We start from the raw sequence: 26,105 nt of genomic DNA on the forward strand, positions 1-26,105 counted from the left end.
CGGACAGCGTGATCGGTGTCGACCCGAACTGGCTGTTCTTCTGCCAGTTCCAGGCAGTGCAACGCTACTTGTCCGAACCGAATGCCTGGCACCTGCCCTTCCCGTTCGAAGACCTGCCGCCAAACCTCGAAGGCTTCGACACGGTGTTCTCCATGGGTGTGTTCTACCACCGCCGCTCGCCGATCGAGCATTTGCTGGCACTGAAGGACTGCCTGGTCAAGGGCGGTGAACTGGTGCTGGAGACGCTGGTAGTCGAAGGTGACAAACACCAGGTGCTGGTGCCGGAAGACCGTTACGCCCAAATGCGCAACGTGTGGTTCCTGCCTTCGGTGCCGGCGCTGGAGCTGTGGCTGCGCCGTGCCGGGTTCAGCGATGTGAAATGCGTGGACGTGAGCACCACCACCGTTGAAGAGCAGCGCGGGACGGAGTGGATGAAATATCAATCGTTGAGCGATTTCCTTGATCCGGAGGATCACAGCAAGACGATTGAAGGGCTGCCGGCGCCGATGCGGGCAGTGATCGTCGCGAAGAAGTAACCTTTCCTTCCAGCCCCTGCAAAAACCTGTGGGAGCTGGCTTGCCAGCGATAGCGGTGTTTCAGTCGACATCAATGTTTGATGTGACGACGTCATCGCTGGCAAGCCAGCTCCCACAGGAATTGATGCGGTTTTCAGATTGTTGGTTTTGCCCGGCGGGCCTTGAAGAATTCGCTGAGCACCGCCCCGCATTCTTCCGCCAACACCCCACCTTCGTACAACACCCGGTGATTCAAAAAGCCCTGGGTAAAAAATTGCCCCTGGCTCTGCACAATCCCCGCTTTGGGCTCCAGCGCGCCGTACACCACCCGCGCAATGCGCGAATGCACGATCAGGCCCGCGCACATGCTGCACGGCTCCAGCGTGACGTAGAGCGTGCTGCCCGGCAGGCGATAGTTGCTGACGGCCTGGGCGGCAGCGCGGATCGCGACCATCTCGGCGTGGGCGCTCGGGTCGTTGCCGCTGATCGGGCAATTGAAGCCGCGACCGATGATCTCACCATCCTGCACCAACACGGCGCCCACCGGTACTTCACCGAGGGCCGCGCCTTGGGCGGCCAGCGCCAGCGCTTCACGCATGAAGTCGCGATCACGGCTGCGGTCGATGATCGCCGCGGGTCGAATCTGCCGCATCATGCCACCTCGATAGCGGCCATCAGGCCGGTTTCCATGTGGTCGATCACATGGCAATGGAACATCCACACCCCGGGGTTATCCGCCACCAGCGCCACTTGCGCGCGCTCGTTCTTGCCCAGCAGGTAAGTATCGGTGAAGTACGGAATCACCTTGTGCCGGTTCGAGGCGATGACCTTGAAACTCATGCCGTGCAGGTGAATCGGATGCTGATACTGGGTCATGTTCTTCAATTCGAAAATGTAGCTTTTGCCCTTCTGGAGTTTGGCAATCGGCCGGTCGGCGCAGGTCTTGTCGGTGATGTCCCAGGCCTTGCCGTTAATTTGCCACAGGCTGGGCGGCTTGCCGTTGTCGACGTTCACCGACACCGAACCGACCCATTCGAAATTGAAGTTGAGTTTCTCGGCATTGGCCAGGTCCGGCTCGGCCACCGGGTTGGCGGGCAGCGCCGCTGGCCACTCGGTCGGCGCATCGCTGTTGGCGACCGAACGGAGTGTCCCGAGGCGCACCGGGCCGTTGCGCAGCGACAATTCTTCACCGGCCGGCGGTGCCTTGATCGCCAGGCAAATGCGCATGCCGGGGCCGAGCCAGTATTCCTTGCCCAGCGGCCGTGGCTCGATCGGGTTGCCGTCCAGCGCGTAGATCTGCGCTTCGACGCCGGGAATGTTCAGGCGATAGGTCAGGGTGTTGTCGAGGTTCAGCAAACGCACGCGGGTGATCTGCCCGGCGGGCAATTCGATCACGGCTTGCGAAACCCCATTGATGGTCGACAAGCGTCCTGCCGTGCCACCCCGGGCCGCTTCCCGGGGGATGCTGAACTCGACGAAATTGCCAACCTCGTCGACATGCCAGCTCTTGAGGCTCAAGGTCTTCTCGTATTTGAAACCGGTCGGTTCGCGCTCTTCGACGATCAGCGGGCCGACCAGCCCGCGCCCCAGTTCTTCGCTGCTGTTCACGTGCGGGTGATACCAGTAGCTGCCGGCATCCGGGACACGAAATTTGTAGTCGAAATATTCGCCCGGCAACACTGGAAGCTGGGAAACGTAGGGCACGCCATCCATCTCCAGCGGCAGGCGGATACCGTGCCAGTGAATGGTGGTCGCCACCGGCAGGTGATTGATGAAACGCACCCGCAGCCATTCGCCCTGACGTACGCGCAACTCGGTGCCCGGCGCCGACGGGCCGAAAGCCCAGGCCTGGGTCTGGTGGCCGGGCACCAGTTCGACGTCCAGCGGTGCAGCGATCAACTCATAGTCGTGGCCCGCATCCGCATCGGCCATCTTGCCCAACCAATAGCGCGACGCGCCACCGGCCCCCACGCCAACGACAACAAGACCGGCCAGCCCACCGAGGATTTGGCGACGGGTAAAGGACATGAACTCAACTACCTCACTTGAACGCGGCAGGCCCAAGCCCGCAAAAGGCGAATACGATACACCTGCGGATGAGAAACAGTAAGGGCGGCGCGGCGGATAGACGCAGCGCGGTATCGGACATTCAGGCGGAAACGGAACGAGGTAAAGACTGGCGCCTACCGGAAATCGAATCGCAAACGGGCGTAACTATGTAGTGCACATTGCTCTAGCGTAAGGGGCATCTTCGGCTCACTTTTTCTCAAGGAACGAGAGCTGATGAACTCAACCGAATCCCGTCCGTTGTCCAACGCAGCAGACAAAGCAACGCTCAAGGCCATTGCCAACAAGGTGATCCTGTCCTGCCCGGGCCTGCAAGACATGGCAAGCGAAGTCGCCAGCGAGCTGCTCAAGCAACAAGGCATTGCCGGCCTCGACCCGGACCTCATTTATTTCCACCGATTCAAAGCGGCGCAAAGCAGTTCCAGATCGTTTACCGGTTGGCAACACATTCGGGAAAAACCCCACGAATCCACCACCCTGACGCAACTCGTGATCCACCGGTTCCGCGCCACCGATCAGGACAACGCTGACTTGCTGGACCTCTATGGCGGCTTTTACACCGCTGGCCCGGAAGCCGAAGACTTCGATGAAACCAACGAAGTTCGCCTGCATGGCAATGACGTCTTGAAGTATTTCTGGAACCTCGATTTCAGCTCGCTTTACACCGCCAGACTCAAAGCGTTCTGGAACACTTCGTCGGTCGATTTCCAGGCCCTCGCCAAATGCACCTTTCTCGTCAAAGCGCTGGAGGCCAATGAAGGCGGACAGCTGAGCGATGAAAACCTGCGGCAGGTTATCCACGCCACCTGCGGCCCGGTCACCTCCCCCGCCAGCCTGCAAATGCTGAAAAGCGATTACTCGATCACCGGCGGCTCAACCATTCGCACACTGGACATGGCGGGCTACGTCGCCAACAACATTCTGCGCATCGTTGGTCCCGAAGGCAGACAGATTCTTTACCTCCCCGGTGACACAAAGTCATTCCAGGTGCTGGAAACACCCATGGATATGCATTTCTGGGTGCTGCTGCAAATGAACAGAAGCCCGACCCGACAGACGTTCCTGAGCCACTTCAGCCTGGCGGATCGGCAACTGATTTCCGACAACATCCCGGACATCATGAACCGCCTGGTCAGCACCTGGGGCAAGCAGGATCATCATCTGATCAATGCAAAAAATCAGATCATCCGTGGTGATGCCTTCCGCTGGTTGACCGACTCAACCCAGGCAGCCATGTTCGCCGAGGCCAGCCTGTCGCTTACCTCCAACAGCGATCTGCGCAAGAAATTGTGGATCGGCTACCTGAGTGCCGGCGTGAGGGTTTTCGGGCCGATGGCCGTCGTCGGTTGGCCCGTGGCGCTGCCAGTCATTGGTGCCAGTCTGGCCAACATGGGACTGAACATCGATCAGGCGGTGAACGGCAAGACCCGCCAGGACCGTAAAGCCGGCATCATCGGCGCGGTCCTCAGTGGCATCGACACCCTGTTCAACCTTCCGTTTCTCAAAGGTACAGGACCGTTGCTGGAAGCCAGCGCCGAAGTGGACGCCGAGGTGGGCGAAGCGGTGCAAGTGCCCGACACGCCGCAAGCGCATCCAGGCGCTGATACCGAACTGTTCGATGCTCAGGCAGAAGAGTTGATTGATCCTCGCCGGACAGCACAGAACAACGATCTGACAGGGACAGCCGCTGTAGAGTCGCCACCGCAAAGCTACAAAATCCCGATACTGCTCGATGAGCAAAACCTGGTGCGGACCCCCGGCAAGTTCCTGGGAACCTATCGCCTGTCCTCGAATCCGTCGACTGCAATCCGCCTCAATAACAGTGAGTACTTCGTACGTTACGAAGCTGATGTCAACGGTGGGGGTACGTGGGCGATCATTGATCCGGCGAACCCCGACGGGTTCACCTCTTCGATACCCGTGCGACTGAACGCCGAAGGTCAATGGGAACTCGCGCCTCGAACAGGTCTTAGAGGCGGAATGGAGACACCGCCCGACGGGACTGAAGGTGTCAGCAGCCAACCCGATGCCCAGGCATGGGCACAAACGCCAGGAACCTATGTAAAAAAACTGGAGACACCCGGCATGCGGGAATGGGCGCTCGGCGGTCCCGATGAATATGTGACCGTGCGCAATGCCGCTGGCGAGCAGGTCCGTGTCAGTCGATTCGCACAGCGCCAGGCCACCTCACGAGCGCGCTTGATTGCAGATGCCGAACACTATTACCAGGCTAACCCGGCCTCCTACCGCGCAAGGGCGTCCTCCCCCACGGTGATCGGTAGCCAAACGGAACTGTTTGAAACGGCGTTCGCACAAAAACCGGGCCTGGTATTGGGCGAGACACGAGGCAGTATCGGCAGCAAACAAATTCTTATCGAAAACATGCCGGAGCTCGCCAGGCGTGGGTTGAAGACCATTTACCTGCAAGAGCTTCTGACCAACGCCAATCAAATCGATCTGGACACCTTCGCGCGAACAGGCCAGATGCCGCAAGATCTCGAAACCTACTTGACGACACTTGATCTGAAGGCAGGCAACGACCCCGGGGGCAAATTCAATGTCCTGTCCCTGGTCAAAGCCGCCAATGCGCAAAAGGTCAGGGTTCAAGCCATCGACTGTGCGATTACTTACAACATCAACGGACATGTGAACCTGGAGCCACAACAACAAATGGCGAGGAGTTTTTTCGCCAGCGAAGTGATTCAACTGAATGAGTCGACGCGTGGCCCCGGTCGTTGGATCGCATTGGTCGATCGGGAAAACCTGACGTCATTCAGAAACTATGCAGGTATCAGTGAGCAGACGGACGCCGTGAGTGTGCGCGTAGATGATTTAGTCCCGGGATCGGCGCAGGCCATAACATCCGATCCCGGCCTGGCACTGGAGTACAGCGACTATCCGGATTCCCCGGTCTACAACGTCGAAGAGGGGCTGAACGACCCCGGAGCCGAGCAAGATCTGGTGGTTGCGCAATGGCGTGTGCCCGTCGAAACCCCTTGGGCCTATCGCCCCCCAAGAGCACTGAAAACACTGCTGGCAAAATCGGGCATGTACACGTTCCAGCGCTCAAACAGCACCATCAAACTTATCTATCGCGATGCCAATGCACAAATTGCCGAAACCACCCTCCAGAGAATGGCTGATGGACAATTCACCTTGGCGTCCCCTGTCTGGCCGGACTTCGATTTCCAGCCTTTCGATAGCCTCGACACACTCAATCAACGGCTGGCGTCCAAAGGCATGAAGCTCATGGGTTGGCCTGACCCCGAGAGCCCCGGGGAACTGTCTCAAGCGGGCGCCACTCAGACGGTACTCAAAGGCGAGGCACAGAGCGCGGCAACGCTGAGTGAAGCCTTCACGAATGTGGCTGGAGCGCCAAAACGAACGGTCATTCCGGACAACTGGCAGGCCAATGAGCTGCTCGAGAGCATGACGCCCGAAAGCACACCCGGAAAGTACCAGGGTATTTACCAGCTCGACTCCGTCCCTTCGACAGCGATCATGCTGGACGACAAACCTTACTACGTACGCTACGAAACGGACCTCAGCGGCGCAGGAAACTGGGCCATCATCGACCCGGAACACCCGACGACGCTCTCGGACTCGATCCCGGTTCGCCTGGATTCAGAAGGAAACTGGGAAACGCTCGCCCACAGCCCTCATGAGCAGGCCGAGCGCTAGCCAGCAGCCTGCACAATGAAAAACGCCGCTCCTTGAGACAGTGAGCGGCCTTACCACCTCTTCGATGAAAATATCATGGACGATACTCAAGAAATCACGCTGCTCAACTCTGCCGACGGGTTGGCGCTTCAAGCCCTGATCCCCGAACTGGTCGACGACTGCCCCGACCTGTACGCCATGGCGTATCAGATCGCCCAGGACATCCTCATTCACTATCACATCACCGACCTCACACCGGACACGGTCTGGTGGCACCGGTTCCATGGTGCCCAAAGCAGCTCCAGGGCCTTTACCGGCTGGCAGCACATCCTGGAAAAACCCAAGGAATCCATGACCTTCCCGCAATTGGTCATGCAACGCTTCAGCGTCCATGACCAGGACAATGCCGACCTGCTGGATCTCTACGGCGGCTTTTACCGGGTGGGTGACGATGCCGAGAGTTACGATGAAAACAACGAAGTGCGCCTGCATGCCAGCGACGTGCTGAAAGCCTTCTGGGACATCAATTTCGCTGATCGCTACAAAACCGCCGTCGCGGCGTTCTGGGAAAAACACAGCGCCAACTTCCGCGCGCTGGCCAAATGCACGTTCATCGCCAAGGCCATTGAAGACTACGAACACGGACATCTGTCTGGTGAGCACTTCACCCTGGTGCTCAGCGCCTGCGCCGGCAATCTGGGCAGACCGCTGACCCGGCAGATGCTGCTGGACGAATCACCCGCCGGCAATGGTCTGACGATTCGCAAGTTCTGCATAGACGAGTTCGTGTCGACGGACATGTTCAGCATCACTGACGGCAGTGACCTGAACATTCTCTACGTTCCAGGCGAAGCCCAGGGTTTTCACGCCTTCCATAACGTCGAGGCGTTGCACGAATGGCTGGTCAATGAGGTCAAGGACGCCGAAGGCCGTGAACGCATGCTCATGCATTTCAAACAGCAAGAGCGCGACATCGAGCAGGAAAAGCCCACGTCGTTGGGGCACAAGCTCGCCAATTTCACCGGCGTTGGCCTGATCATCCACTTCCTGGAGAACACCGAATATGAAAACGTCGGCCTCACCCATGAGTACGACGTGCTACCGGATGAAAACACCGCCAACGACCACCACTTGCTTCACTACCGTGGCGAGATAATCAACGGCGATGCTTTCACCCATTTGAGCCAGTCCACCCATGAGCGCATGTTGAGCGACGCCGATTACCTGCTGCACTCCAATGCAGAGCTGCGCAAAAAGCTGTGGATCGGCTATCTCAACGCTTTCAATCGCGTTTTTGGGCCGATGGCCGCAGCGGCATGGCCAGCGGCGCTGGTGGTCATAGGCGCGGGCATTGCCAATGTCGGCCTGCACATCGATCAAGCCATTAACGCCACGACCCAGGCCGAACGCAAGGCTGCAGTGAAAGGCGCCATCCTTGGCAGCGTGGACATCCTGTTCAACCTGCCGTTCCTGATAGGGGCAAGCGAGTTCGCCCAAGCAGCGGAAGCCGAAGCGGAAACAGAAGCAGCAATCTTGCCCGGGGAAGATGTGAAGTCGCCGAGCCCCCCGGTGCAACTGCCTATCGAATCCATCCAACCCACCCCGGGAGATACCGGCCTGTTGGCTCCTTTTGAAACCAACGAGATTCTCGACGGCTATTCTCCCGTCAGCGAAGAAGGCAAGTTCCAAGGTATCTATCAGCCTGAAACAGGAGGGAATTACATTGCCATCGATGACAGTTTCTATCAGGTCCGCTACAGCAACGAACTGAATTGCTGGACAATCATTGACCCGGTCAATCCCCACTCCTTTTACCGCAACATTCCGGTGTACCTGGATGAAACGGGTGCTTGGATGCCGATTACGCGTCCCGGTCTGGCGGGTGGCGGCTGGTTCTCCGATCTGTTCGCCAGGGCCGAGCCGGCCCTTCCGGACTTTGATGCCCCCGCGACGGCATACGATGTGCCACAGGACATCAAGCCAGCCCTCAAAAAGGCAGCCAATGGTTTGGAGGCAAAGGGAGATTTGAAGGACGGCTTTATCAATCCCAACAAGCCGGCCGATGAGCTGGAAGCCTTCAAAAGACTGCGCCGAAGGCTATACGACGACGCCGTGTCGTTTTATTCCCTGCCGCAACCCCAGTTGCCACCCAGGCCGGCGATCCCGTCGTTCGTTGCGAATGCCAGGTTCAAGGACATCATCAAAGTCATTTTCAAACGCTCACAAAGCCTGGTCATCGGTGAAGGTCACTCCAGCGTGGGCAGCAAACAGTTTCTGATCGAAAACATGAGCGTGCTGCGAAAACAAAAAGTCAAAACCCTGTACATGGAGCATCTGCTCACCGATTTCCATCAAGCGGATCTCGATGCGTTCAACCGCACCGGGGTAATGTCCGAGGATCTGGAACGTTATCTCAAGGATCTTGATGCTGGTTTCTCGACCGACCCGAGCAAACAATTCACGTTTGAACAGGTGGTCAGGGCAGCGCAACAAAACCGTATCCGCGTGCAAGCCATCGACTGCCTGGCCAGTTACCGCAGCGCCGGCATTCAGGGGGCCGATATCCACTTCCGGCAAAAAATGATGAATTTTTTCGCCCAACAGGTCATCAGCGCCGACCAGGCGGCCAGAGGCGCTCATCGCTGGGTGGCGTTGGTCGGGAACAGCCACGCCAATACCTATGGCGGGGTAGCGGGTGTCAGCGAACTTGAGGGCAGCATCGGCCTGCGTATTGAAAGTGTCGGCGCGGACGAGCTCGGCGGCATCAAGGTCGACCCGGGGGTGTCCGACGTGCCACGACCGGGACAGCCGCCCGGGTTCGCCAAAAATGACTTGTTGCTGCAAATCCCGACGCCGCCAAGCGTGGTGCTTGCACAAAGACTGGAGGATGGCCTGCCCAGGCCTGGCATGTACACCCTCAGCACCAGTACCGGTGAACCCATACTGGTTCATCGCAGCAGAACCGTCACCAACAACGGCATCGTGACCTGGGGGAAACTCGTTCGCACGCCCATCAAACATGATGCAAGCGGCTATTACATTGAACGGGATTCCTGGGAGATCAGCGGACGACGTTTTGCAACTACCGAGGGATTGAGTTCAGCGCTGCATAGGATGGGCTTGGCCCCCGTTCGACTCCCCGGTGTCTGAAACGCAAAAAGGCCGTGCGAACAGGGTTCACACGGCCTTTTACTGGCGATCAAACCGTCAAGAACGGCGCGGGATCATTCCCACTCAATGGTCGCTGGCGGCTTGCTCGACACGTCGTAAGTAACGCGGGAGATGCCTTCGATTTCATTGATGATGCGGCCGGATACGGTTTCCAGCAGTTCGTAAGGCAGGTGTGCCCAACGCGCGGTCATGAAGTCGATGGTTTCCACGGCACGCAGGGCCACGACCCAGGCGTAACGACGGCCATCGCCGACCACGCCAACCGATTTCACCGGCTGGAACACCACGAATGCCTGGCTGACCTTGTGGTACCAGTCGGCCTTGCGCAGTTCTTCGATGAAGATGTGGTCGGCGCGACGCAGCAGGTCGGCGTATTCCTTCTTCACTTCACCGAGGATCCGCACGCCCAGGCCCGGGCCCGGGAATGGGTGACGGTAGACCATGTCGTACGGCAGGCCCAGCTCGAGGCCCAGGCGACGGACTTCGTCCTTGAACAGTTCGCGCAGTGGCTCGACCAGTTTCAGGTTCATCTCTTCCGGCAGGCCGCCCACGTTGTGGTGCGACTTGATCACGTGCGCCTTGCCGCTTTTCGCGCCAGCCGACTCGATCACGTCCGGGTAGATGGTGCCTTGCGCCAGGTACTTGATGTTGTCCAGCTTGCAGGATTCGGCATCGAACACGTCGATGAAGGTACGGCCGATGATCTTGCGCTTCTTCTCCGGGTCAGCTTCGCCGGCCAGGTTGTTGAGGAACTGCTCCTCGGCATTGGCGCGGATCACCTTGACGCCCATGTTCTCGGCGAACATGGCCATCACTTGCTCGCCTTCGTGCAAACGCAGCAGGCCGTTGTCGACGAACACGCAGGTCAGCTGGTCGCCGATGGCTTTGTGCAGCAGCGCGGCAACCACGGAGGAGTCGACACCGCCGGACAGACCGAGCAATACGTTGTCGGTGCCCACCTGGGCGCGAACCTGGGCGATGGCGTCTTCAGCGATTTTCGACGGGGTCCACAGGGCTTCACACTCGCAGATGTCGAGGATGAAGCGCGACAGGATGCGGCCGCCCTGCTTGGTGTGGGTCACTTCCGGGTGGAACTGCACGCCGTAGTAACGACGCTCATCGCTGAACATGCCGGCGATCGGGCAGCTCGGGGTGCTGGCCAGGATGTGGAAGTCTTCCGGCATTCTGGTGACCTTGTCACCGTGGCTCATCCACACGTCGAGGCCGAACAGGCCATCGGCGTCGATGTGGTCTTCGATGCCGTCGAGCAGGCGGCTCTTGCCGACCACGTCGACACGGGCATAACCGAACTCACGCAGCTCGGAACCTTCAACCTTGCCGCCCAGTTGCTCGGCCATGGTCTGCATGCCGTAGCAGATACCGAAGACCGGCACGCCCAGGTCGAACACGGCTTGCGGGCAGCGAGGGCTGTTGGCTTCGTGGACCGACTCGGGGCCGCCAGCGAGGATGACGCCTTTAGGTGCGAATTCGCGGATCGCATCCTCGTCCATGTCGAACGGATGCAGTTCGCAGTACACACCGATTTCACGCACGCGACGGGCGATCAGTTGGGTGTACTGGGAACCGAAGTCGAGGATCAGGATACGGTGAGCGTGAATATCGAGGGCCATGATTCAGTCTCGTCTAAGTCATTCAGAAACAGTCGTGATTCAGAAACAACTCGGGGCTGAATAAAACAGCCCCGGTTGCTTAACTTGTTGCTTGAAGGCTCAACCTACGCGGTAGTTTGGCGCTTCTTTGGTGATCTGCACGTCGTGAACGTGGGACTCGGCCATGCCAGCGCCGGTGATCCGCACGAACTCAGGCTTGGTGCGCATTTCTTCGATGTCGGCACTGCCGGTATAACCCATCGAGGAACGCAGGCCGCCCATCAGTTGGTGGATGATCGCGCTCAGGGTGCCTTTGTAAGGCACACGCCCTTCGATACCTTCCGGCACCAGTTTCTCGGCGCCTGCCGAAGAGTCCTGGAAGTAACGGTCGGAGGAACCTTGAGCCTGGGACATGGCGCCCAGCGAACCCATGCCGCGATAAGCCTTGTACGAACGCCCCTGGAACAGTTCGATCTCGCCCGGCGCTTCTTCGGTACCGGCGAACATCGAGCCCATCATCACGCAGGAAGCACCGGCCACGATGGCCTTGGACAGGTCACCGGAGAAACGGATGCCGCCGTCGGCGATCAACGGCACGCCCGTGCCTTCGAGGGCAGCGGCGACGTTGGCGATGGCACTGATTTGCGGAACGCCGACACCGGCGACGATACGGGTGGTGCAGATCGAGCCAGGACCGATACCGACCTTGACTGCGTCAGCGCCGGCTTCGGCCAGGGCCTTGGCGGCAGCGCCGGTGGCGATGTTGCCGCCGATGACCTGCACTTCAGGGAAGTTCTGTTTGACCCAGCGAACGCGGTCGATCACGCCTTTGGAGTGACCGTGAGCCGTGTCGACCACGACGACGTCAACGCCGGCATTGACCAGGGCAGCTACGCGGTCACCGGTGTCTTTACCGGTGCCGACCGCAGCGCCAACGCGCAGACGACCTTGATCGTCCTTGCTGGCCAGCGGGTAGGCCTTGGCTTTTTCGATGTCGTTGACGGTCATCATGCCCTTGAGGGTGAATTTGTCGTCGACGATCAGCACGCGCTCGATGCGGTGCTTGTGCAGCAGTTCACGCACATCGTTCTTGTCGGCGCCTTCCTTGACCGTGACCAGACGCTCTTTAGGCGTCATCACTTCACGGACAGTGGCTTCCAGACGGTTCTCGAAACGCACGTCACGGGAGGTGACAATGCCGACCAGGTCGCCATTGTGCAGCACCGGAACGCCGGAGATGTTGTGCATGCGGGTCAGTTCGAACAGCTCGCGCACGGTGGCGTCGGCGTCGATGGTGATCGGGTCCTTGACCACACCGGCTTCGTAACGCTTGACCTTGCGCACTTCGGCAGCTTGCTGCTCGATGGTCATGTTCTTGTGGATGATGCCGATACCACCTTCCTGAGCCATGGCAATCGCCAGACGGGCTTCAGTGACGGTGTCCATGGCGGCAGAAACCAATGGAATATTGAGTTCGATGCCACGGGTAAGGCGGGTCTTGAGACTGACTTCGTTAGGAAGCACCTCGGAATAACCGGGCACTAGGAGAATGTCGTCGAATGTCAGAGCTTCTTGGCTGATACGCAGCATCGCGGGGGCTCCCGAGCGGGAAAATGGAAGCGCGCCATTATAGTCAGACACCCCTTCGGGTTCAATGTAAAACTCTGTCTATTATCGATGCAGTGATCGACGGGGCTTGCAGAACCGAAATTCTCCGAGAACCGGGGCCGCTTGCGATGTTCGGCCGAACGATTGTCCGTAGGAGCAAGGCTTGCCCGCGATGGCGATCTTAAGGGCGCCATCGCGGGCAAGCCTTGCTCCTACAGAAGGGTGCACGTTGGATCAACCGCACCTACAGTTCGACTTTCACCCAACTGACAGGCTGATCGAGCCAATCGGCGAATTCGTCGAGAAAGCTCTGCTTGAACCCGGCTTCAGCCCAGTTATTGAAGATGAAACCCAGGTTGGAGAAAGCGCATTCCTGCAAAAACAGAAAGCCGTTGATATCGTCTTCATGCCCGCATTCGGGGCAGGTGAAGTTGTCGGTGCGCCCTGGCATCCAGTCTTCGAGGCTTTCGAACAGTGCTTCGCCAATTTCCTTGCGGCATTCGGCGCAGCCCGCTTCCTCAAGGAAACCCTTGGCCGGTGTATAGATGCAGCGCTTGGTGACGATTTCCAGGCCGTTGACCGGCTCACCGTACGGCAAGGCTTCCGGATGCAGCACCACCGCGCGCGCACCGTCGCCGATGGCATGGGCCATGCGATTGCCGGTACGACCGCAGGTGGTCAGTTCTTCGTGGATGATGTTCTTGCGCACCAGCCAACGCACAATCGCCCGCGCCCGGGGCTCGTGCACCGGCAGCGTGGAGATTTTCGGGACGATGATGCTTTGCGAATTCATGGGGTACAGGCCTGGAGCTTTGATGAAGGGGAAACGATCAACAACCCCTGTAGGAGCGAGCCTGCTCGCGATAGCGGAGTGCCTGCCAACATCAATGTCGACTATGAAATCGCTATCGCGAGCAGGCTCACTCCTACAGTAAATTGCGGCGAGCCCATAGAAGGTATAGGCCCGTGAGTGCGGTTTTTACAGCTCTACGACCACCGCCTGCGAAGCACGGGTTGCTTTGGCGCGAGCGGTTTCGATCGACTCGTCGCGCGCCAGTGCCACGCCCATGCGGCGCTGGCCATTGACTTCAGGCTTGCCGAACAGACGCAACGCGGTATCCGGTTCGCTCAACGCTGCGCCCAGGTTGGCGAAAGCAGTCTGGGTCGACTGCCCTTCCACCAGAATCACCGCCGAGGCCGATGGGCCGAACTGACGGATCAACGGGATCGGCAGACCCAGAATCGCCCGAGCGTGCAAGGCAAATTGCGACAGGTCCTGGGAGATCAGCGTCACCAGACCGGTGTCGTGCGGGCGCGGCGAGACTTCGCTGAACCACACTTGATCGCCCTTGATGAACAACTCGACGCCAAACAGACCACGGCCACCCAAGGCTTCAGTCACCGCTTTGGCAACGCGCTCGGATTCAGCCAGGGCAATCGGGCTCATGGCTTGAGGCTGCCAGGATTCCTGGTAATCGCCCTTCTCCTGACGGTGGCCGACCGGCGCGCAGAAGGTGGTGCCGCCGACGTGGCGAACGGTCAGCAGCGTGATTTCGTAATCGAAATCGATAAAGCCTTCGATGATGACCCGACCTTTACCGGCACGCCCGCCTTCCTGGGCGTAATCCCAGGCTTTCTGCACGTCATCGGCGCTGCGCAACAGGCTCTGGCCTTTGCCCGACGAGCTCATGACCGGCTTGACCACACACGGGAAACCGAGGTCTTCGACCGCCTTGCGGTAATCCTCGAAGGTGTCGGCGAAGTGGTACGGCGAGGTCGGCAGGTCCAGCTCTTCGGCGGCCAGGCGACGGATGCCTTCACGGTTCATGGTCAACTGCGCGGCGCGCGCGGTCGGGATCACGGTGAAACCTTCAGATTCCAGCTCGACCAGGGTCGCGGTGGCGATGGCTTCGATTTCCGGCACGATGAAGTGCGGCTTCTCGGCTTCGATCACGGCACGCAGGGCCGCGCCATCGAGCATATTGATCACATGGCTGCGGTGCGCCACCTGCATGGCCGGCGCGTTGGCGTAACGGTCGACGGCAATCACTTCAACACCCAGGCGTTGCAGCTCGATCACCACTTCCTTGCCCAATTCGCCACAGCCACACATCAATACGCGGGTCGCGGTGGGCGACAATGGAGTTCCGATACGGGTCATCTGAAGGTCCTCAAGGAGCGGATCATCGAGGGATGCGACGGCTGGCGCGCTTCCCATGGGGAGAAAGCGCGGCATTTTACATGAACTTCAGCTGACGACAGCCTGTTTGCGCAGACGCCAGGCCATGATCAGCCACACGGCCGTGACGCCGGCGAACTTCGAGCCCAGCGCGGTGATGATCACCCCTGGCGTCAGCGCGTCGATCATGCCGAAAAAGATAAAGGTATCGAGGGGAATGCTCAGGGCCGAACTTATCCACAGGCGATCATGCAACGGGCGCCGGGTGATGCTGAACACCAGCCAGTCGATGCATTCGGACACCGCGAACGCCGTAGCGCTGGCCAAGGCGATGGATGGATCGGACGTGACATAAGACAGCACCAGCGCGGCCAGCATCGCTGCAATCGCGCCGTGGCCGAAGCGGGTTTGCACCATGTCGCGCAACACAAACACCAGCCCGCCCCAGGCCGACCAGATGATGTCCAGGTGTGGCGCAGTGGAAAAGGCGTAGTTGATCAGCACGACGCTGCTGATGTAGGCGATCAGGAAGAGCATGGGAGCAGTAGTACCTGTCAATTTTGTGCACAGGGTACTTCATCTTCGGTACACAAATAACCTGTGGCGAGGGAGCTTGCTCCCTCGCCACGAAAGCCCACACCATTCAGCTATCGGATTTAGTCGGCAACATCCACACCAATCCACTGGCCTTGGCCCGCTCATGACACAACCCCAGCACCTTGCGGCGTTCGTCGTTGTCCATGCGGCTCCAACGGGTGATTTCTTCGACGGTGCGCTGGCAACCGGTGCAGATGTCATCGTCGTCCAGCGCACAGATGCTCACGCAGGGCGATGCCACCGGGCGTTCGCTAACCGTCATTCTTCCTGCTCGACAAGGTCGCGGGCGTAGCGCTGAGCGTTGTGAACGTAATGTGCAGCACTGGCTTCGAGCATTTTCTTCTGCGGTTCGGTCAGCTCGCGCACGACTTTGCCAGGCGAGCCCATGACCAGCGAACCGTCGGGAATTTCCTTGCCTTCACCGATCAGCGAATTGGCGCCGATGATGCAGTTCTTGCCGATCTTCGCGCCATTGAGAATCACCGCGTTGATCCCGATCAGGCTGTAATCGCCCACGGTGCAGCCATGCAACATCGCATTGTGGCCAATGGTCACGCCGGTGCCGATCGTCAGTGGATAGCCCATGTCGGTGTGCATCACGGTGCCGTCCTGGACGTTGCTGTTCTTGCCGATCAGGATCAATTCGTTGTCGCCGCGCAGCACGGCGTTGAACCAGACATTGGCGCCCTCTTCCAGTTTGACCTTGCCCACCAGCACGGCATTGGGTGCGACCCAGCTCTGTGGATGGGTTTCGACGCGGGCGTCGCCCAGGCGGTATTTCATTTGTGGTTTCCTCACAGCTCAGGCAGCCGCGTTTCCGGCCATTCGAACGATGGCTTCAGGTATTGATGAAGCTTTTGGGTGGCTGGTGCAGGCTGATTTTCGCGTCATAGAGCAGATTGATCAACTCGACGACCATGATCGCCGTCAGCCCCCAGATCTTGTACTCGCCGTAGCGGTAACTCGGCACGTACCAACTGCGCCCCTGGTAATCGATGCGATGGGTGTGTTCGCGCGGGTCCTTGCGGAAAAATTCCAGTGGCACGCTGAACACCGCGGCGATTTCCGCATCGTTGGCCCGGTACTCGACGAAATCCGGGATCACGCCGACATAAGGCGTGACCTTGATGCCGTGCAGGGAGATCAACGGGCTCAGCGGGCCGATCACTTCGACCAGTCCCGGTGGCAGGCCAATTTCTTCCTCGGCTTCACGCAGGGCGGTGAAAATCAGGTCGGGGTCTTCAGGATCGCGACGACCGCCGGGAAAGGCGACTTCGCCGCCATGGGTCGAGAGGCCGCTGGCGCGCAGGGTCAGTACCAGTTCCGGTTCGTCACTGCGGGTGATAGGCACCAGTACGGCGGCCTCGGGGAAACGCAGGTCAGTCTCCAGCGTACGCGGTGTGTGATTACTTACCCGATGCAGTAGCTCGTCCAGCATGAGTGTTCTCGATCTGTGCCTTACGCTGCATCATGCACCAATCGCTGCGGTCGCCCAACCCCCCGGACAGTGGCGTGTCGCGAAACGACAACTTGCCGACAGACACCGCCGCACGCCAAGATAGGCGCAGCATTCAGGAACCCAAGCATGAAATTTTGCAGTCAGTGCGGCAACCCGGTGACCCAACGCATTCCCGAAGGCGATTCGCGCCTGCGGTTTGTCTGCGACAGTTGTCAGGCCATTCACTACCAGAACCCCAACATCGTCGCCGGCTGCGTCGCGACCTGGGGCACCCAGGTCCTGCTCTGCCGCCGCGCGATAGAGCCGCGTCGCGGTTACTGGACGCTGCCCGCCGGCTTCATGGAAAACGGTGAAACCATCGAACAGGCCGCCATCCGCGAAACCGCCGAGGAAGCCTGCGCCCGGGTGCGCAACCTGAGCATCTACACCCTCATCGATGTGCCGCACATCAGCCAGGTGCATGTGTTTTTCCGCGCCGAACTGGCGGACCTGGACTTTGCCGCCGGTCCCGAGAGCCTGGAAGTGCAACTATTCGACGAAGCGGACATTCCATGGGACGAGCTGGCTTTTCGCACGGTGGGCCGTACCTTAGAATGCTTCTTCGCTGATCGGCGGACCGAGGTCTACCCCGTACGGTCCGAATCGATCCCGCCGCTTGTTCAGCCTGCCATTAGTTGATGCCACTTTGGTATCATTCGTAGCCGCTGCAAATCGTGCCCTGCGGCAGCTCCCTACAAAAACATCTATAAATAAATAGTCGCGACACCTCTCTGGGGAATCGTTTCAATGCGCTGGTTGCTTGCCCTGTTCTGTTTGTCGGTTATCTCGGTGTCCCAGGCTTCTGCCGTGGAAACCCTGAACGGCAAGGTCATCGAGAAAGTTCTGGTTCTCAAGTCCGCTCATCAATTGCAATTGATCAATGACGGCAAGCCGATCAAGACCTATCGCATTTCCCTGGGCAAACGTCCCAAGGGACCGAAACTGATGGAAGGCGACAAACGCACGCCAGAGGGTTTCTATTGGCTCGACTGGCGCAAGACCAGTGAAAAATTCAACCTGGCGATGCACATTTCCTACCCGAACATCAGCGACTCGGCCCGTTCGCGACGCGAAGGTGTCGATCCCGGTGGCATGATCATGATCCATGGCACTCCGGACACCGAAGACAACCCTGAACAACTGTTCCACACCCTGGACTGGACTGACGGCTGCATCGCCATGCGCAACATGGACATGCGCGAAGTCTGGAACCTGGTGCCGGACGGCACGATGATCGAAATCCGCCCGTAATTCCGACGACCATCGGTCGCCCCCGAAAAATAAATTCAAAAGATCGCGGCCTTCGGCAACTCCTGCAGGGTGAATACCATTTGCTCCTGCAGGAACGACCGAAGGCTGCGATCTTTGCTTCTTCATTTCCCACCCCTAATACCACTTGATACCAACGCCTGGTCTGCTCGGCCGTCCAGGCCCGCTTAGCTGCGTCCAAAGCCTGGCCAGTGCGTTGACATGGTATGCAAGTGGTATTAGTTTTCCGGCACACCCGAGCGACAATTCCTACATACGTTTCGGACAGCCAAACATGAACGACCTCCAGGCCCTGCGCCCCGACGACACTCAACCGACGCCGCTGTACCTGCAACTGGCGCGAAATCTGGAAACGGCGATCCATGCCGGCCAGTGGAAAGCCGAACAGGCGATGCCGTCGGAACGCAACCTCAGCGAAATGCTCGGCATTTCCCGTGTCACCGCACGCAAAGCCTTGGAAGTGCTGCTCGAACAAGGCCTGATCCGCCGCAACCAGGGTTCCGGCACGTTCATCACACCACGCCTGGAACAACCGTTGTCACGCCTGTCGGGCTTCAGCGAAATGCTCCGGCTCAAGGGCTTCGTACCCGGCTCGCAATGGCTGGAACGGGAAATCACCCTGCCCACCCACGAAGAACTGATCCGCCTCGGCCTGTCACCCAACGACAAAGTCGCGCGCCTCAAGCGCCTGCGCAAAGCCGACGACACGGTCATGGCCATCGAGATGAGCACCCTGCCCGCCTCGATCATTCCCAAGCCGCAGGCAGTGGGTGCCTCCCTCTACGAATACCTCGACGGCATCGGCAAACCGATCGTGCGCGCGTTGCAGCACATTCAGGCGATCAACGCCTCGGACGAATTCGCCGCACTGGTGGGCATTGCTCCTGGCACCGCCATGTTGCTGATGACCCGGGTCGGCTACCTCGAAGACAACACGCCCATCGAAGTCACCGACACCTATTGCCGTAACGACTACTACGACTTTGTCGCAGAGCTGCGTCGCTGACCCACCGCTGCCGCCAAACAACGAGATTCCGACATGTCCGAAGACAACATCCTCACCAACCAAGGCTGGGTTCGCGGCCGGCTGGTTCACGAACACGGCAAGGTCGTCTCCATCGAAGGCGAACCCTGCGATCCGGCAGACAATGACCTGGCTTACCTGCTGCCGGGTTTCATCGACCTGCACGTACACGGCGGTGGTGGCAAAGACATCATGGAGGGCGCGCCGGCCTTCGAAACCATTACCAAAACCCATGTGCGTTTCGGCACCACATCGTTGCTGGCCACCACCATGACCGCGCCGAGCGAGGAAATCTTGCGCGTGCTCAAAGCCGTCGGCGAGTTCTGTGAGCAGCGGCCAGAAGGCAGCGCCCGGGTCCTCGGCGTGCACCTCGAAGGCCCGTACATCAACCCCGGCAAACTGGGAGCACAACCGAATTTCGCCCACACCGCGCTGATGGCCGAAGTCGAAGCGTATCTGGCGCTGGCGCCGATCCGGGTGATCACCATCGCCCCGGAAATCGCCGGTCACGATGCGCTGATCCGTGCTCTCAGCGCCCGTGGCATCCGCATGCAGATCGGCCACACACTGGGCAGTTACGAGGAAGGCGTCGCCGCACTGGCAGCCGGCGCCAGCAGTTTCACCCATCTCTATAACGCCATGAGCCCGTTGCATCACCGCGAACCGGGGATCGTCGGCGCGGCATTGGCCCACGCCAAATACGCCGAATTGATTCCCGATCTCCTGCACGTGCACCCCGGCGCCATCCGCGTCGCGCTGCGGTCGATCCCGTGCCTGTATTGCGTGACCGACTCGACCGCCGCCGCGGGCATGCCTGACGGCGAATACAAGCTCGGCAGCCATACCGTGACCAAATGTCTGGGCGGTGTACGCCTGCCCGACGGCACGCTGGCCGGCAGCACGCTGACCATGGATCAGGCCCTGCGCAACCTGGTGAAGATCGGTTTGCCGATCGCCGAGGCTTCGCAACGCCTGTCGCAATTCCCCGCCGACTACCTCGGCATCACCGACCGCGGGCGCTTGCAACCGGGTGCCTGGGCCGACTGCGTGCGGCTGGATCGCTCACTGAAACTGACCGCCGTCATGGTCGAAGGAGAAGACATTGACTTCAAAAATGCTTGAGGAGGCGCTGTCCTCGTTCGAGGCCGTGCAAGCCCAACTGCAGCAACTCGACCCGCAAATGATCGAGATCGCCGGTCGCCTGCGCCGCCAGCCGCCGCAAGTGGCCATGACCGTGGCTCGCGGCAGCTCCGATCACGCGGCCAGTTATTTCGCCTACCTGACCATGCAACTGCTGGGCATTCCGGTGGCGTCGCTGCCGATGTCGGTGGTGACCATGCAGCAGGCGCCGTTGAAGGTCAGCGGCCAGGTCGCGTTCGCCTTCTCGCAATCGGGGCAAAGTCCCGATCTGGTCAACAGCCTGCGCCTGTTGCGCAAACGCGGCGCGTTGAGTGTATCGATGGTCAACGCCGCAGACTCGCCGCTGGAAGCCGCCTGCGAATTCAGCCTGCCGTTGTTGGCCGGTACAGAAAGCAGCGTCGCCGCCACCAAGAGTTTCATCGCCACCCTCAGCGCCAGCGCGCGGTTGATCGGCCACTGGAAAGAGGACAGCGAATTGCTCGACGCCGGCCAGGCCTTGCCCGAAGGCTTGCGCGATGCCGCACGACAGGATTGGAGCCCGGCCATTGAGGCCCTGCGCGATTGTCAGCGCTTGATGGTGATCGGCCGTGGTGCCGGTTTCGCCATTGCCCAGGAAGCCGCGCTCAAGTTCAAGGAAACCTCGGCCATTCAAGCCGAAGCCTTCAGCAGCGCCGAAGTGCGTCACGGCCCGATGGCGTTGATCGGCGACAACTACCCGCTGCTGGTGTTTGCCCCACGGGGCGCCGAGCAGGCCGGTTTGCTGAGCCTGGCGACGGACATGCGCCAACGCGGTGCCCGCGTATTGCTCGCCGCGCCGGATGACGTGCTCGAACGCGACCTGACCCTGACCCGCGCAGAGCACCCGGCCCTTGATCCGATTCTGGCGATCCAGAGTTTCTACGTGATGGCCGCCAGCCTGGCCGTCGCTCGCGGCATGGACCCGGACCAGCCGCGGCACTTGAGCAAAGTCACGCGCACCCATTAAGAGATTCCTTGTAGGAGCGAGCCTGCTCGCGATGGACCTGAGAACGCCGCGCAGTGTCAGGTTCCCAGCGTAATCGTTGGCGACCATCGCGAGCAGGCTCGCTCCTACAGGGGAACGTTTGAACTTCCTGATGAGACCGAGCCATGCACAAAAACAATAAAGAGCTGACCCTCAGCGCCCCGCTCAGCGGCCCGGTGCTCACGCTCGCCAAAGTCCCGGATGCGGTGTTCGCCAGCGGCGCCATGGGCGACGGGATTGCCATCGATCCGCTGAACGATACCCTCCACGCGCCGTGTGCCGGTGTCGTGGTGCACGTCGCACGCACCGGGCACGCCGTGACCCTGCGGGCCGACAATGGTGCCGAACTGCTGCTGCATCTGGGTCTGGATACGGTCGAGCTGCAAGGCCAGGGCTTTTCCATGTTGGTGCAGGAAGGTGCGCGGGTCGCCAACGGCCAGCCACTGCTGCGCTACGATCAGGACAAAGTCGCGCAACAGTGCAAAAGCCTGGTCAGTTTGCTGATTCTCACCAATAGCCAGGATTTTCAGGCGCGCCCCATCACGCTCAAATCAGTGAAGGTCGGTGAGCCGTTGCTGCACATCATTCGCCGCCAGGGCGCCGGTGCACTGAATGAAGCTGAACTTGCCGGCGAAGTATTGAGCGGTCACATCCATATCGCCCACCGTGGTGGTCTGCACGCACGACCGGCCGCGCTGATTCGTCAGACCGCGCAAGGCTTCAAGAGCAAGTCGCAGCTGCACTTCGCTGGCAAATCGGCGAACTGCGACAGCCTGATCGGGCTGATGGGATTGGCGATCGGCGAGCAGGACGAAGTGCAAGTCAGTTGTCAGGGACCGGACGCCGAAGCCGCACTGCAAGCCTTGTTGATTGCCTTGTCCACGGCGCTGGCCGAGGAGCAGCACGCCGCCGCGCCAGTGCCGACATCGCAGCGCAACCGCGAGCCTGAAGCGGGTGTCCTGCACGGTGTATGCGCAGCGCCGGGGCTGGTCGGCGGGCCGTTGTTTCGCTTGAGCGCGATCAGCCTGCCTGCGGATGCCGGGCACAATGATCCAGCGCAACAGCGACAAACCCTCGACACCGCGTTGGCCCAAGTGCACAGCGAAATCGCCGACACCCTGTCCCACGCCAGAAAACACAAACACACCGACGAAGAAGCCATTTTTGCCGCGCACCTCGCCTTGCTGGAGGACCCGGCATTGCTCGATGCCGCCCATCATGCGATCGATCTCGGCATTGCCGCGACCCACGCCTGGAGCCAATCGATCGACGCGCAATGTGAGGTGCTCCAGCAGTTGGGCAGCGCTCTGCTGGCCGAACGCGCCAACGACCTGCGCGACCTCAAGCAAAGGGTGTTGCGCGCCCTGCTCGGTGAAGCCTGGCATTACGACTTGCCGCCCGGCGCCATTGTTGCCGCCCATGAACTGACGCCCTCCGATCTGCTGCAACTGAGCCAGCAAGGCGTAGCCGGATTGTGCATGGCCGAAGGCGGTGCAACCTCCCACGTGGCGATTCTTGCGCGGGGCAAAGGCTTGCCGTGCATGGTCGCGCTGGGCGCGTCGTTGCTGGTTCAGCAACAGGGTCAAGAAGTCGTGCTGGACGCCGATGGCGGTCGCCTCGAACTGGCACCGAGCGCCGAGCGTTTGGCGCAGGTGCGCCAGGTTCAATTGGACCGGCAACAACGTCGCTCCGAGCAACAGGCTCAGGCGCACACGCCGGCGCAAACCCTCGATGGCCTGCACATCGAAGTCGCGGCCAATGTCGCTTCCAGTGAGGAAGCGGCGCACGCCCTGGCCAACGGCGCCGACGGCGTCGGCTTGTTGCGTACCGAGTTTCTGTTCGTCGATCGCCACACTGCACCGGACGAACACGAACAGCATCACGCCTATCAAGCAGTACTGGATGCCATGGGCGACAAATCCGTGATCATCCGCACCATCGACGTTGGCGGCGACAAACAGCTCGACTACCTGCCACTGCCCGCCGAGGCCAATCCGGTGCTCGGTCTGCGCGGCATTCGCCTGGCCCAGGCCCGTCCGGAAATCCTCGACCAGCAATTGCGCGCCCTGCTGCACGTCTCACCGTTGTCGCGCTGCCGCATCCTGTTGCCGATGGTCACCGAGGTCGACGAGCTACTGCACATCCGCCAGCGCCTCGACGCCCTGTGCAACGAATTGGGCCTCACGCAACGCCCGCAGCTGGGCGTGATGATCGAAGTCCCGGCCGCCGCGCTGCTGGCCGAACAACTGGCCGAACACGCGGACTTCCTGTCCATTGGCACCAACGACCTGTCGCAATACACCCTGGCCATGGACCGCGACCACGCCGGCCTCGCCTCACGCGTGGATGCGCTGCACCCGGCGTTGCTGCGATTGATTGCCCAGACCTGCGCCGGTGCTGCACAGCACAAGCGCTGGGTCGGGGTGTGCGGAGCATTGGCGTCCGATCCGCTGGCCACACCGGTGCTGATTGGACTGGGCGTAAGCGAACTGTCGGTGAGCCCGGTGCAGGTCGGCGAAATCAAGGACCGCGTGCGTCACCTCGACGCCAATGAGTGTCGGCGCATCAGTCAGGGCCTGCTGAAACTGAGCAGCTCCGGCGCGGTGCGTCACGCCTGTCATCAGCATTGGCCGTTGAGCTGAGCTCTCGACAACAAAAAACAAGAATCCAGGGAGAACCGCCATGTACCAACTTTTCATCGAAGGCTTGCAACGCCTCGGCCGCGCGCTGATGCTGCCGATCGCGATCCTGCCGATTGCCGGTTTGTTGCTGCGCCTGGGCGACACCGATCTGCTGAACATCGCGATCATCCATGACGCCGGCCAAGTGATTTTCGCCAACCTGGCGATGATCTTCGCCATCGGCATCGCCGTCGGTTTCGCCAAGGACAACAACGGCACGGCGGGCCTTGCCGGGGTCATCGGTTATCTGGTGATGATCTCCACGCTCAAGGTGCTGGATGCGAGCATCAACATGGGCATGCTCGCCGGGATTGTCAGTGGCTTGATGGCCGGCGCGCTGTACAACCGTTTCAAGGACATCAAGCTCCCGGAGTATCTGGCGTTCTTTGGCGGTCGGCGCTTCGTGCCGATTGTCACCGGCTTCGCCGCCGTCGGGTTGGGCGTGGTGTTCGGCTACATCTGGCCGCCGATCCAGCAGGGTATCAACGGCTTCGGCACCCTGATGATGGAAAGCGGCAGCTTCGGCGCGTTCATTTTCGGCGTGTTCAACCGCCTGCTGATCGTTACCGGGCTGCACCACATCCTCAACAACATGGCGTGGTTCGTGTTCGGCAACTTCACCGACCCGACCACCGGAGCGCTGGTGACCGGCGATCTGTCGCGCTACTTTGCCGGTGACCCGAAGGGCGGCCAATTCATGACCGGCATGTTCCCGGTGATGATCTTCGGCCTGCCCGCCGCCTGCCTGGCGATGTACCGCAATGCCCTGCCCGAGCGACGCAAAGTCATGGGCGGGATCTTCCTGTCGATGGCGTTGACCGCATTTTTGACCGGCGTGACCGAGCCGATCGAATTCGCCTTCATGTTCCTCGCGCCGTTGCTGTTTCTGCTGCACGCCTTGTTGACCGGCCTGTCGATGGCGATCACCAACGCGCTGAACATCCATTTGGGGTTCACCTTCTCCGGTGGTTTCATCGACATGATCCTCGGCTGGGGCAAGTCAACCAACGGCTGGCTGGTGTTCCCGGTGGGCCTGGCCTATGCCGTCATCTATTACCTGGTGTTTGATGTCTGCATCCGCCGCTTCGACCTGAAAACCCCGGGGCGTGAAGGTGTCGCGAGCGCCGCGCAGGTCGCAGTGGCCGACAACGAGCGGGCCGCGGCTTACATCAAGGCCTTGGGCGGCGCCGAAAACCTGATCACCGTCGGCGCCTGCACCACTCGGCTGCGCTTGGACATGGTTGATCGCAACAAGGCCTCGGACGCCGATTTGAAAGCACTGGGTGCCATGGCCGTGGTGCGTCCGGGCAAGGGTGGCAGTTTGCAGGTGGTGGTCGGGCCGATGGCCGACAGCATTGCCGACGAAATCCGCCTGGCCATGCCGGCGCTGGGTCGCGCGCTGATCTCAACCCCGGCAGTCGCAGTCGACGCACCGCCCGCAGCTACGGTGGCGGCATCTGAAGCCCGGCAATGGCTGAACGCTTTGGGCGGTGGCGACAATGTATTGCAACTCGATTGCGTGGCCATGACCCGCATTCGTCTGCAACTGGCGGATGGCAAGGCGTTGTCGGAGTGTGATTTGAAAGCGTTGGGCTGTCAGGGAATCAGCCCGCTGGAAGGCGGCATCTGGCATCTGTTGATTGGCGACAAGGCGCCGAGCCTGAGTGATGCGCTCGAGGCGTTGGTCAATCGCAGTGAGGTGAGTGCCAAGGTTTAGCTGTGGGCTGCCGGACAGACCGCCATCGCTGGCAAGCCAGCTTGTATGCTGGGACTTGATCGTTCCCACGCTCTGCGTGGAAACGCCTCAGCGGACGCTCCGCGTTCGGCTCTGGCAGGGACGCGGAGCGTCCCGGGCTGCATTCCCACGCAGAGCGTGGGAACGATCATCCTGAGCAATAAAAAAACCCGCTGAAATCACTTTCAGCCAGTTTTGATCGTTCCCACGCTCTGCGTGGGAATGCCTCAACGGACGCTCCGCGTTCGGCTCTGGCGTGGACGCGGAGCGTCCCGGGCTGTATTCCCACGCAGAGCGTGGGAACGATCATCCTGAGCAATAAAAAAACCCGCTGAAATCACTTTCAGC

20 protein-coding genes and 1 pseudogene are annotated in these 26,105 nt (G+C 60.4%); 10 read left to right on the forward strand and 11 right to left on the reverse strand.

Going from position 1 to position 26,105, the window contains the following annotated elements; genetic code table 11:
- The coding region (gene cmoB, locus D8U69_RS13230) for a tRNA 5-methoxyuridine(34)/uridine 5-oxyacetic acid(34) synthase CmoB (RefSeq protein ID WP_130907466.1) at positions 1–536 on the forward strand (536 nt) is incomplete at its 5' end.
- Between the two features lie 133 nt (positions 537–669).
- Here the strand turns inward: cmoB and tadA are convergent.
- Complete coding sequence (gene tadA / locus D8U69_RS13235) at positions 670–1,167, reverse strand: tRNA adenosine(34) deaminase TadA (protein WP_056855205.1); 498 nt, start codon at positions 1,165–1,167, stop codon at positions 670–672.
- Positions 1,167–2,543, reverse strand: a complete 1,377-nt coding sequence (locus tag D8U69_RS13240) for a multicopper oxidase family protein (protein WP_056855262.1) — start codon at positions 2,541–2,543, stop codon at positions 1,167–1,169. Before D8U69_RS13240 ends, tadA begins: the two co-directional genes overlap by 1 nt.
- A 255-nt stretch (positions 2,544–2,798) precedes the next feature.
- Here D8U69_RS13240 and D8U69_RS13245 point away from each other — a divergent pair, with 255 nt between their 5' ends.
- Positions 2,799–6,263, forward strand: a complete 3,465-nt coding sequence (locus D8U69_RS13245) for a membrane-targeted effector domain-containing toxin (RefSeq protein WP_130907467.1) — start codon at positions 2,799–2,801, stop codon at positions 6,261–6,263.
- A gap of 75 nt (positions 6,264–6,338) precedes the next feature.
- A complete protein-coding gene (locus D8U69_RS13250; protein ID WP_130907468.1) occupies positions 6,339–9,392 on the forward strand; it encodes a membrane-targeted effector domain-containing toxin in 3,054 nt (1,017 codons plus the stop codon).
- Between the two features lie 74 nt (positions 9,393–9,466).
- Here the strand turns inward: D8U69_RS13250 and guaA are convergent, their stop codons facing one another.
- From guaA to D8U69_RS13295, 8 genes are all read right to left on the reverse strand, one after another.
- Complete coding sequence (guaA, locus tag D8U69_RS13255; protein ID WP_056855202.1) at positions 9,467–11,044, reverse strand: glutamine-hydrolyzing GMP synthase; 1,578 nt, start codon at positions 11,042–11,044, stop codon at positions 9,467–9,469.
- Positions 11,045–11,143: 99 nt separating this feature from the next.
- Entirely contained in the window at positions 11,144–12,613 is a 1,470-nt protein-coding gene (gene guaB, locus D8U69_RS13260) for an IMP dehydrogenase (protein WP_056855201.1), read from the reverse strand.
- 262 nt (positions 12,614–12,875) lie between these two features.
- A complete protein-coding gene (locus D8U69_RS13265; RefSeq protein ID WP_056855200.1) occupies positions 12,876–13,424 on the reverse strand; it encodes a hypothetical protein in 549 nt (182 codons plus the stop codon).
- Between the two features lie 186 nt (positions 13,425–13,610).
- The gene (purT, locus tag D8U69_RS13275) at positions 13,611–14,792 is read right to left on the reverse strand and encodes a formate-dependent phosphoribosylglycinamide formyltransferase (protein WP_130907469.1); all 1,182 of its coding nucleotides are present in this window, start codon (positions 14,790–14,792) and stop codon (positions 13,611–13,613) included.
- A gap of 87 nt (positions 14,793–14,879) precedes the next feature.
- Positions 14,880–15,347, reverse strand: coding sequence for a VUT family protein (locus D8U69_RS13280; protein ID WP_056855198.1), 468 nt, complete (start codon positions 15,345–15,347; stop codon positions 14,880–14,882).
- A gap of 106 nt (positions 15,348–15,453) precedes the next feature.
- Positions 15,454–15,669 (reverse strand): DUF1289 domain-containing protein, encoded by a 216-nt coding sequence (locus D8U69_RS13285; protein ID WP_130905800.1) that lies wholly within the window; start codon positions 15,667–15,669, stop codon positions 15,454–15,456.
- Positions 15,666–16,190 (reverse strand): gamma carbonic anhydrase family protein, encoded by a 525-nt coding sequence (locus tag D8U69_RS13290; RefSeq protein WP_047538150.1) that lies wholly within the window; start codon positions 16,188–16,190, stop codon positions 15,666–15,668. Before D8U69_RS13290 ends, D8U69_RS13285 begins: the two co-directional genes overlap by 4 nt.
- 55 nt (positions 16,191–16,245) lie before the next feature.
- Entirely contained in the window at positions 16,246–16,845 is a 600-nt protein-coding gene (locus D8U69_RS13295; protein ID WP_056855196.1) for a CoA pyrophosphatase, read from the reverse strand.
- A gap of 147 nt (positions 16,846–16,992) precedes the next feature.
- On the opposite strand from D8U69_RS13295, the gene D8U69_RS13300 reads away from it, so the two are divergent.
- The 5 genes from D8U69_RS13300 to D8U69_RS13320 all read left to right on the forward strand — a co-directional run bounded on the left by D8U69_RS13300 (position 16,993) and on the right by D8U69_RS13320 (position 21,323).
- Complete coding sequence (locus D8U69_RS13300; protein ID WP_056855195.1) at positions 16,993–17,544, forward strand: NUDIX hydrolase; 552 nt, start codon at positions 16,993–16,995, stop codon at positions 17,542–17,544.
- 108 nt (positions 17,545–17,652) lie between these two features.
- Positions 17,653–18,156, forward strand: a complete 504-nt coding sequence (locus D8U69_RS13305; RefSeq protein WP_130907470.1) for a L,D-transpeptidase family protein — start codon at positions 17,653–17,655, stop codon at positions 18,154–18,156.
- Positions 18,157–18,448: 292 nt separating this feature from the next.
- Complete coding sequence (locus D8U69_RS13310) at positions 18,449–19,180, forward strand: GntR family transcriptional regulator (RefSeq protein ID WP_056855192.1); 732 nt, start codon at positions 18,449–18,451, stop codon at positions 19,178–19,180.
- Between the two features lie 33 nt (positions 19,181–19,213).
- The gene (gene nagA, locus D8U69_RS13315; protein WP_130905801.1) at positions 19,214–20,320 is read left to right on the forward strand and encodes an N-acetylglucosamine-6-phosphate deacetylase; all 1,107 of its coding nucleotides are present in this window, start codon (positions 19,214–19,216) and stop codon (positions 20,318–20,320) included.
- A complete protein-coding gene (locus D8U69_RS13320) occupies positions 20,301–21,323 on the forward strand; it encodes an SIS domain-containing protein (RefSeq protein ID WP_130905802.1) in 1,023 nt (340 codons plus the stop codon). The genes nagA and D8U69_RS13320 overlap by 20 nt, the downstream gene beginning before the upstream one ends.
- Here D8U69_RS13320 and D8U69_RS29770 read toward each other — a convergent pair.
- A pseudogene (locus tag D8U69_RS29770) lies at positions 21,315–21,410 on the reverse strand (outer membrane lipoprotein carrier protein LolA); the annotation flags it as partial. The gene D8U69_RS13320 and the pseudogene D8U69_RS29770 sit on opposite strands and share 9 nt — an antisense overlap.
- Before the next feature lie 56 nt (positions 21,411–21,466).
- Here D8U69_RS29770 and ptsP point away from each other — a divergent pair.
- On the forward strand, positions 21,467–23,983 hold the full coding sequence (gene ptsP, locus D8U69_RS13325) for a phosphoenolpyruvate--protein phosphotransferase (RefSeq protein WP_130907471.1): 2,517 nt from the start codon (positions 21,467–21,469) through the stop codon (positions 23,981–23,983).
- Positions 23,984–24,023: 40 nt separating this feature from the next.
- On the forward strand, positions 24,024–25,739 hold the full coding sequence (nagE, locus tag D8U69_RS13330; RefSeq protein ID WP_130907472.1) for an N-acetylglucosamine-specific PTS transporter subunit IIBC: 1,716 nt from the start codon (positions 24,024–24,026) through the stop codon (positions 25,737–25,739).
- Positions 25,740–26,105 lie beyond the last annotated feature (366 nt).

The organism is Pseudomonas sp. Sample_16, assembly GCF_004307665.1.
Taxonomy (GTDB): domain Bacteria; phylum Pseudomonadota; class Gammaproteobacteria; order Pseudomonadales; family Pseudomonadaceae; genus Aquipseudomonas.

Excerpts from the sequence above, each read along its gene's own strand:
- tadA (WP_056855205.1), bottom strand. The coding sequence starts at position 1,167 with ATGCGGCAGATTCGACCCGCGGCGATCATCGACCGCAGCCGTGATCGC.
- D8U69_RS13240 (WP_056855262.1), bottom strand. The coding sequence starts at position 2,543 with ATGTCCTTTACCCGTCGCCAAATCCTCGGTGGGCTGGCCGGTCTTGTT.
- D8U69_RS13245 (WP_130907467.1), top strand. The coding sequence starts at position 2,799 with ATGAACTCAACCGAATCCCGTCCGTTGTCCAACGCAGCAGACAAAGCA.
- D8U69_RS13250 (WP_130907468.1), top strand. The coding sequence starts at position 6,339 with ATGGACGATACTCAAGAAATCACGCTGCTCAACTCTGCCGACGGGTTG.
- guaA (WP_056855202.1), bottom strand. The coding sequence starts at position 11,044 with ATGGCCCTCGATATTCACGCTCACCGTATCCTGATCCTCGACTTCGGT.
- guaB (WP_056855201.1), bottom strand. The coding sequence starts at position 12,613 with ATGCTGCGTATCAGCCAAGAAGCTCTGACATTCGACGACATTCTCCTA.
- D8U69_RS13265 (WP_056855200.1), bottom strand. The coding sequence starts at position 13,424 with ATGAATTCGCAAAGCATCATCGTCCCGAAAATCTCCACGCTGCCGGTG.
- purT (WP_130907469.1), bottom strand. The coding sequence starts at position 14,792 with ATGACCCGTATCGGAACTCCATTGTCGCCCACCGCGACCCGCGTATTG.
- D8U69_RS13280 (WP_056855198.1), bottom strand. The coding sequence starts at position 15,347 with ATGCTCTTCCTGATCGCCTACATCAGCAGCGTCGTGCTGATCAACTAC.
- D8U69_RS13285 (WP_130905800.1), bottom strand. The coding sequence starts at position 15,669 with ATGACGGTTAGCGAACGCCCGGTGGCATCGCCCTGCGTGAGCATCTGT.
- D8U69_RS13290 (WP_047538150.1), bottom strand. The coding sequence starts at position 16,190 with ATGAAATACCGCCTGGGCGACGCCCGCGTCGAAACCCATCCACAGAGC.
- D8U69_RS13295 (WP_056855196.1), bottom strand. The coding sequence starts at position 16,845 with ATGCTGGACGAGCTACTGCATCGGGTAAGTAATCACACACCGCGTACG.
- D8U69_RS13300 (WP_056855195.1), top strand. The coding sequence starts at position 16,993 with ATGAAATTTTGCAGTCAGTGCGGCAACCCGGTGACCCAACGCATTCCC.
- D8U69_RS13305 (WP_130907470.1), top strand. The coding sequence starts at position 17,653 with ATGCGCTGGTTGCTTGCCCTGTTCTGTTTGTCGGTTATCTCGGTGTCC.
- D8U69_RS13310 (WP_056855192.1), top strand. The coding sequence starts at position 18,449 with ATGAACGACCTCCAGGCCCTGCGCCCCGACGACACTCAACCGACGCCG.
- nagA (WP_130905801.1), top strand. The coding sequence starts at position 19,214 with ATGTCCGAAGACAACATCCTCACCAACCAAGGCTGGGTTCGCGGCCGG.
- ptsP (WP_130907471.1), top strand. The coding sequence starts at position 21,467 with ATGCACAAAAACAATAAAGAGCTGACCCTCAGCGCCCCGCTCAGCGGC.
- nagE (WP_130907472.1), top strand. The coding sequence starts at position 24,024 with ATGTACCAACTTTTCATCGAAGGCTTGCAACGCCTCGGCCGCGCGCTG.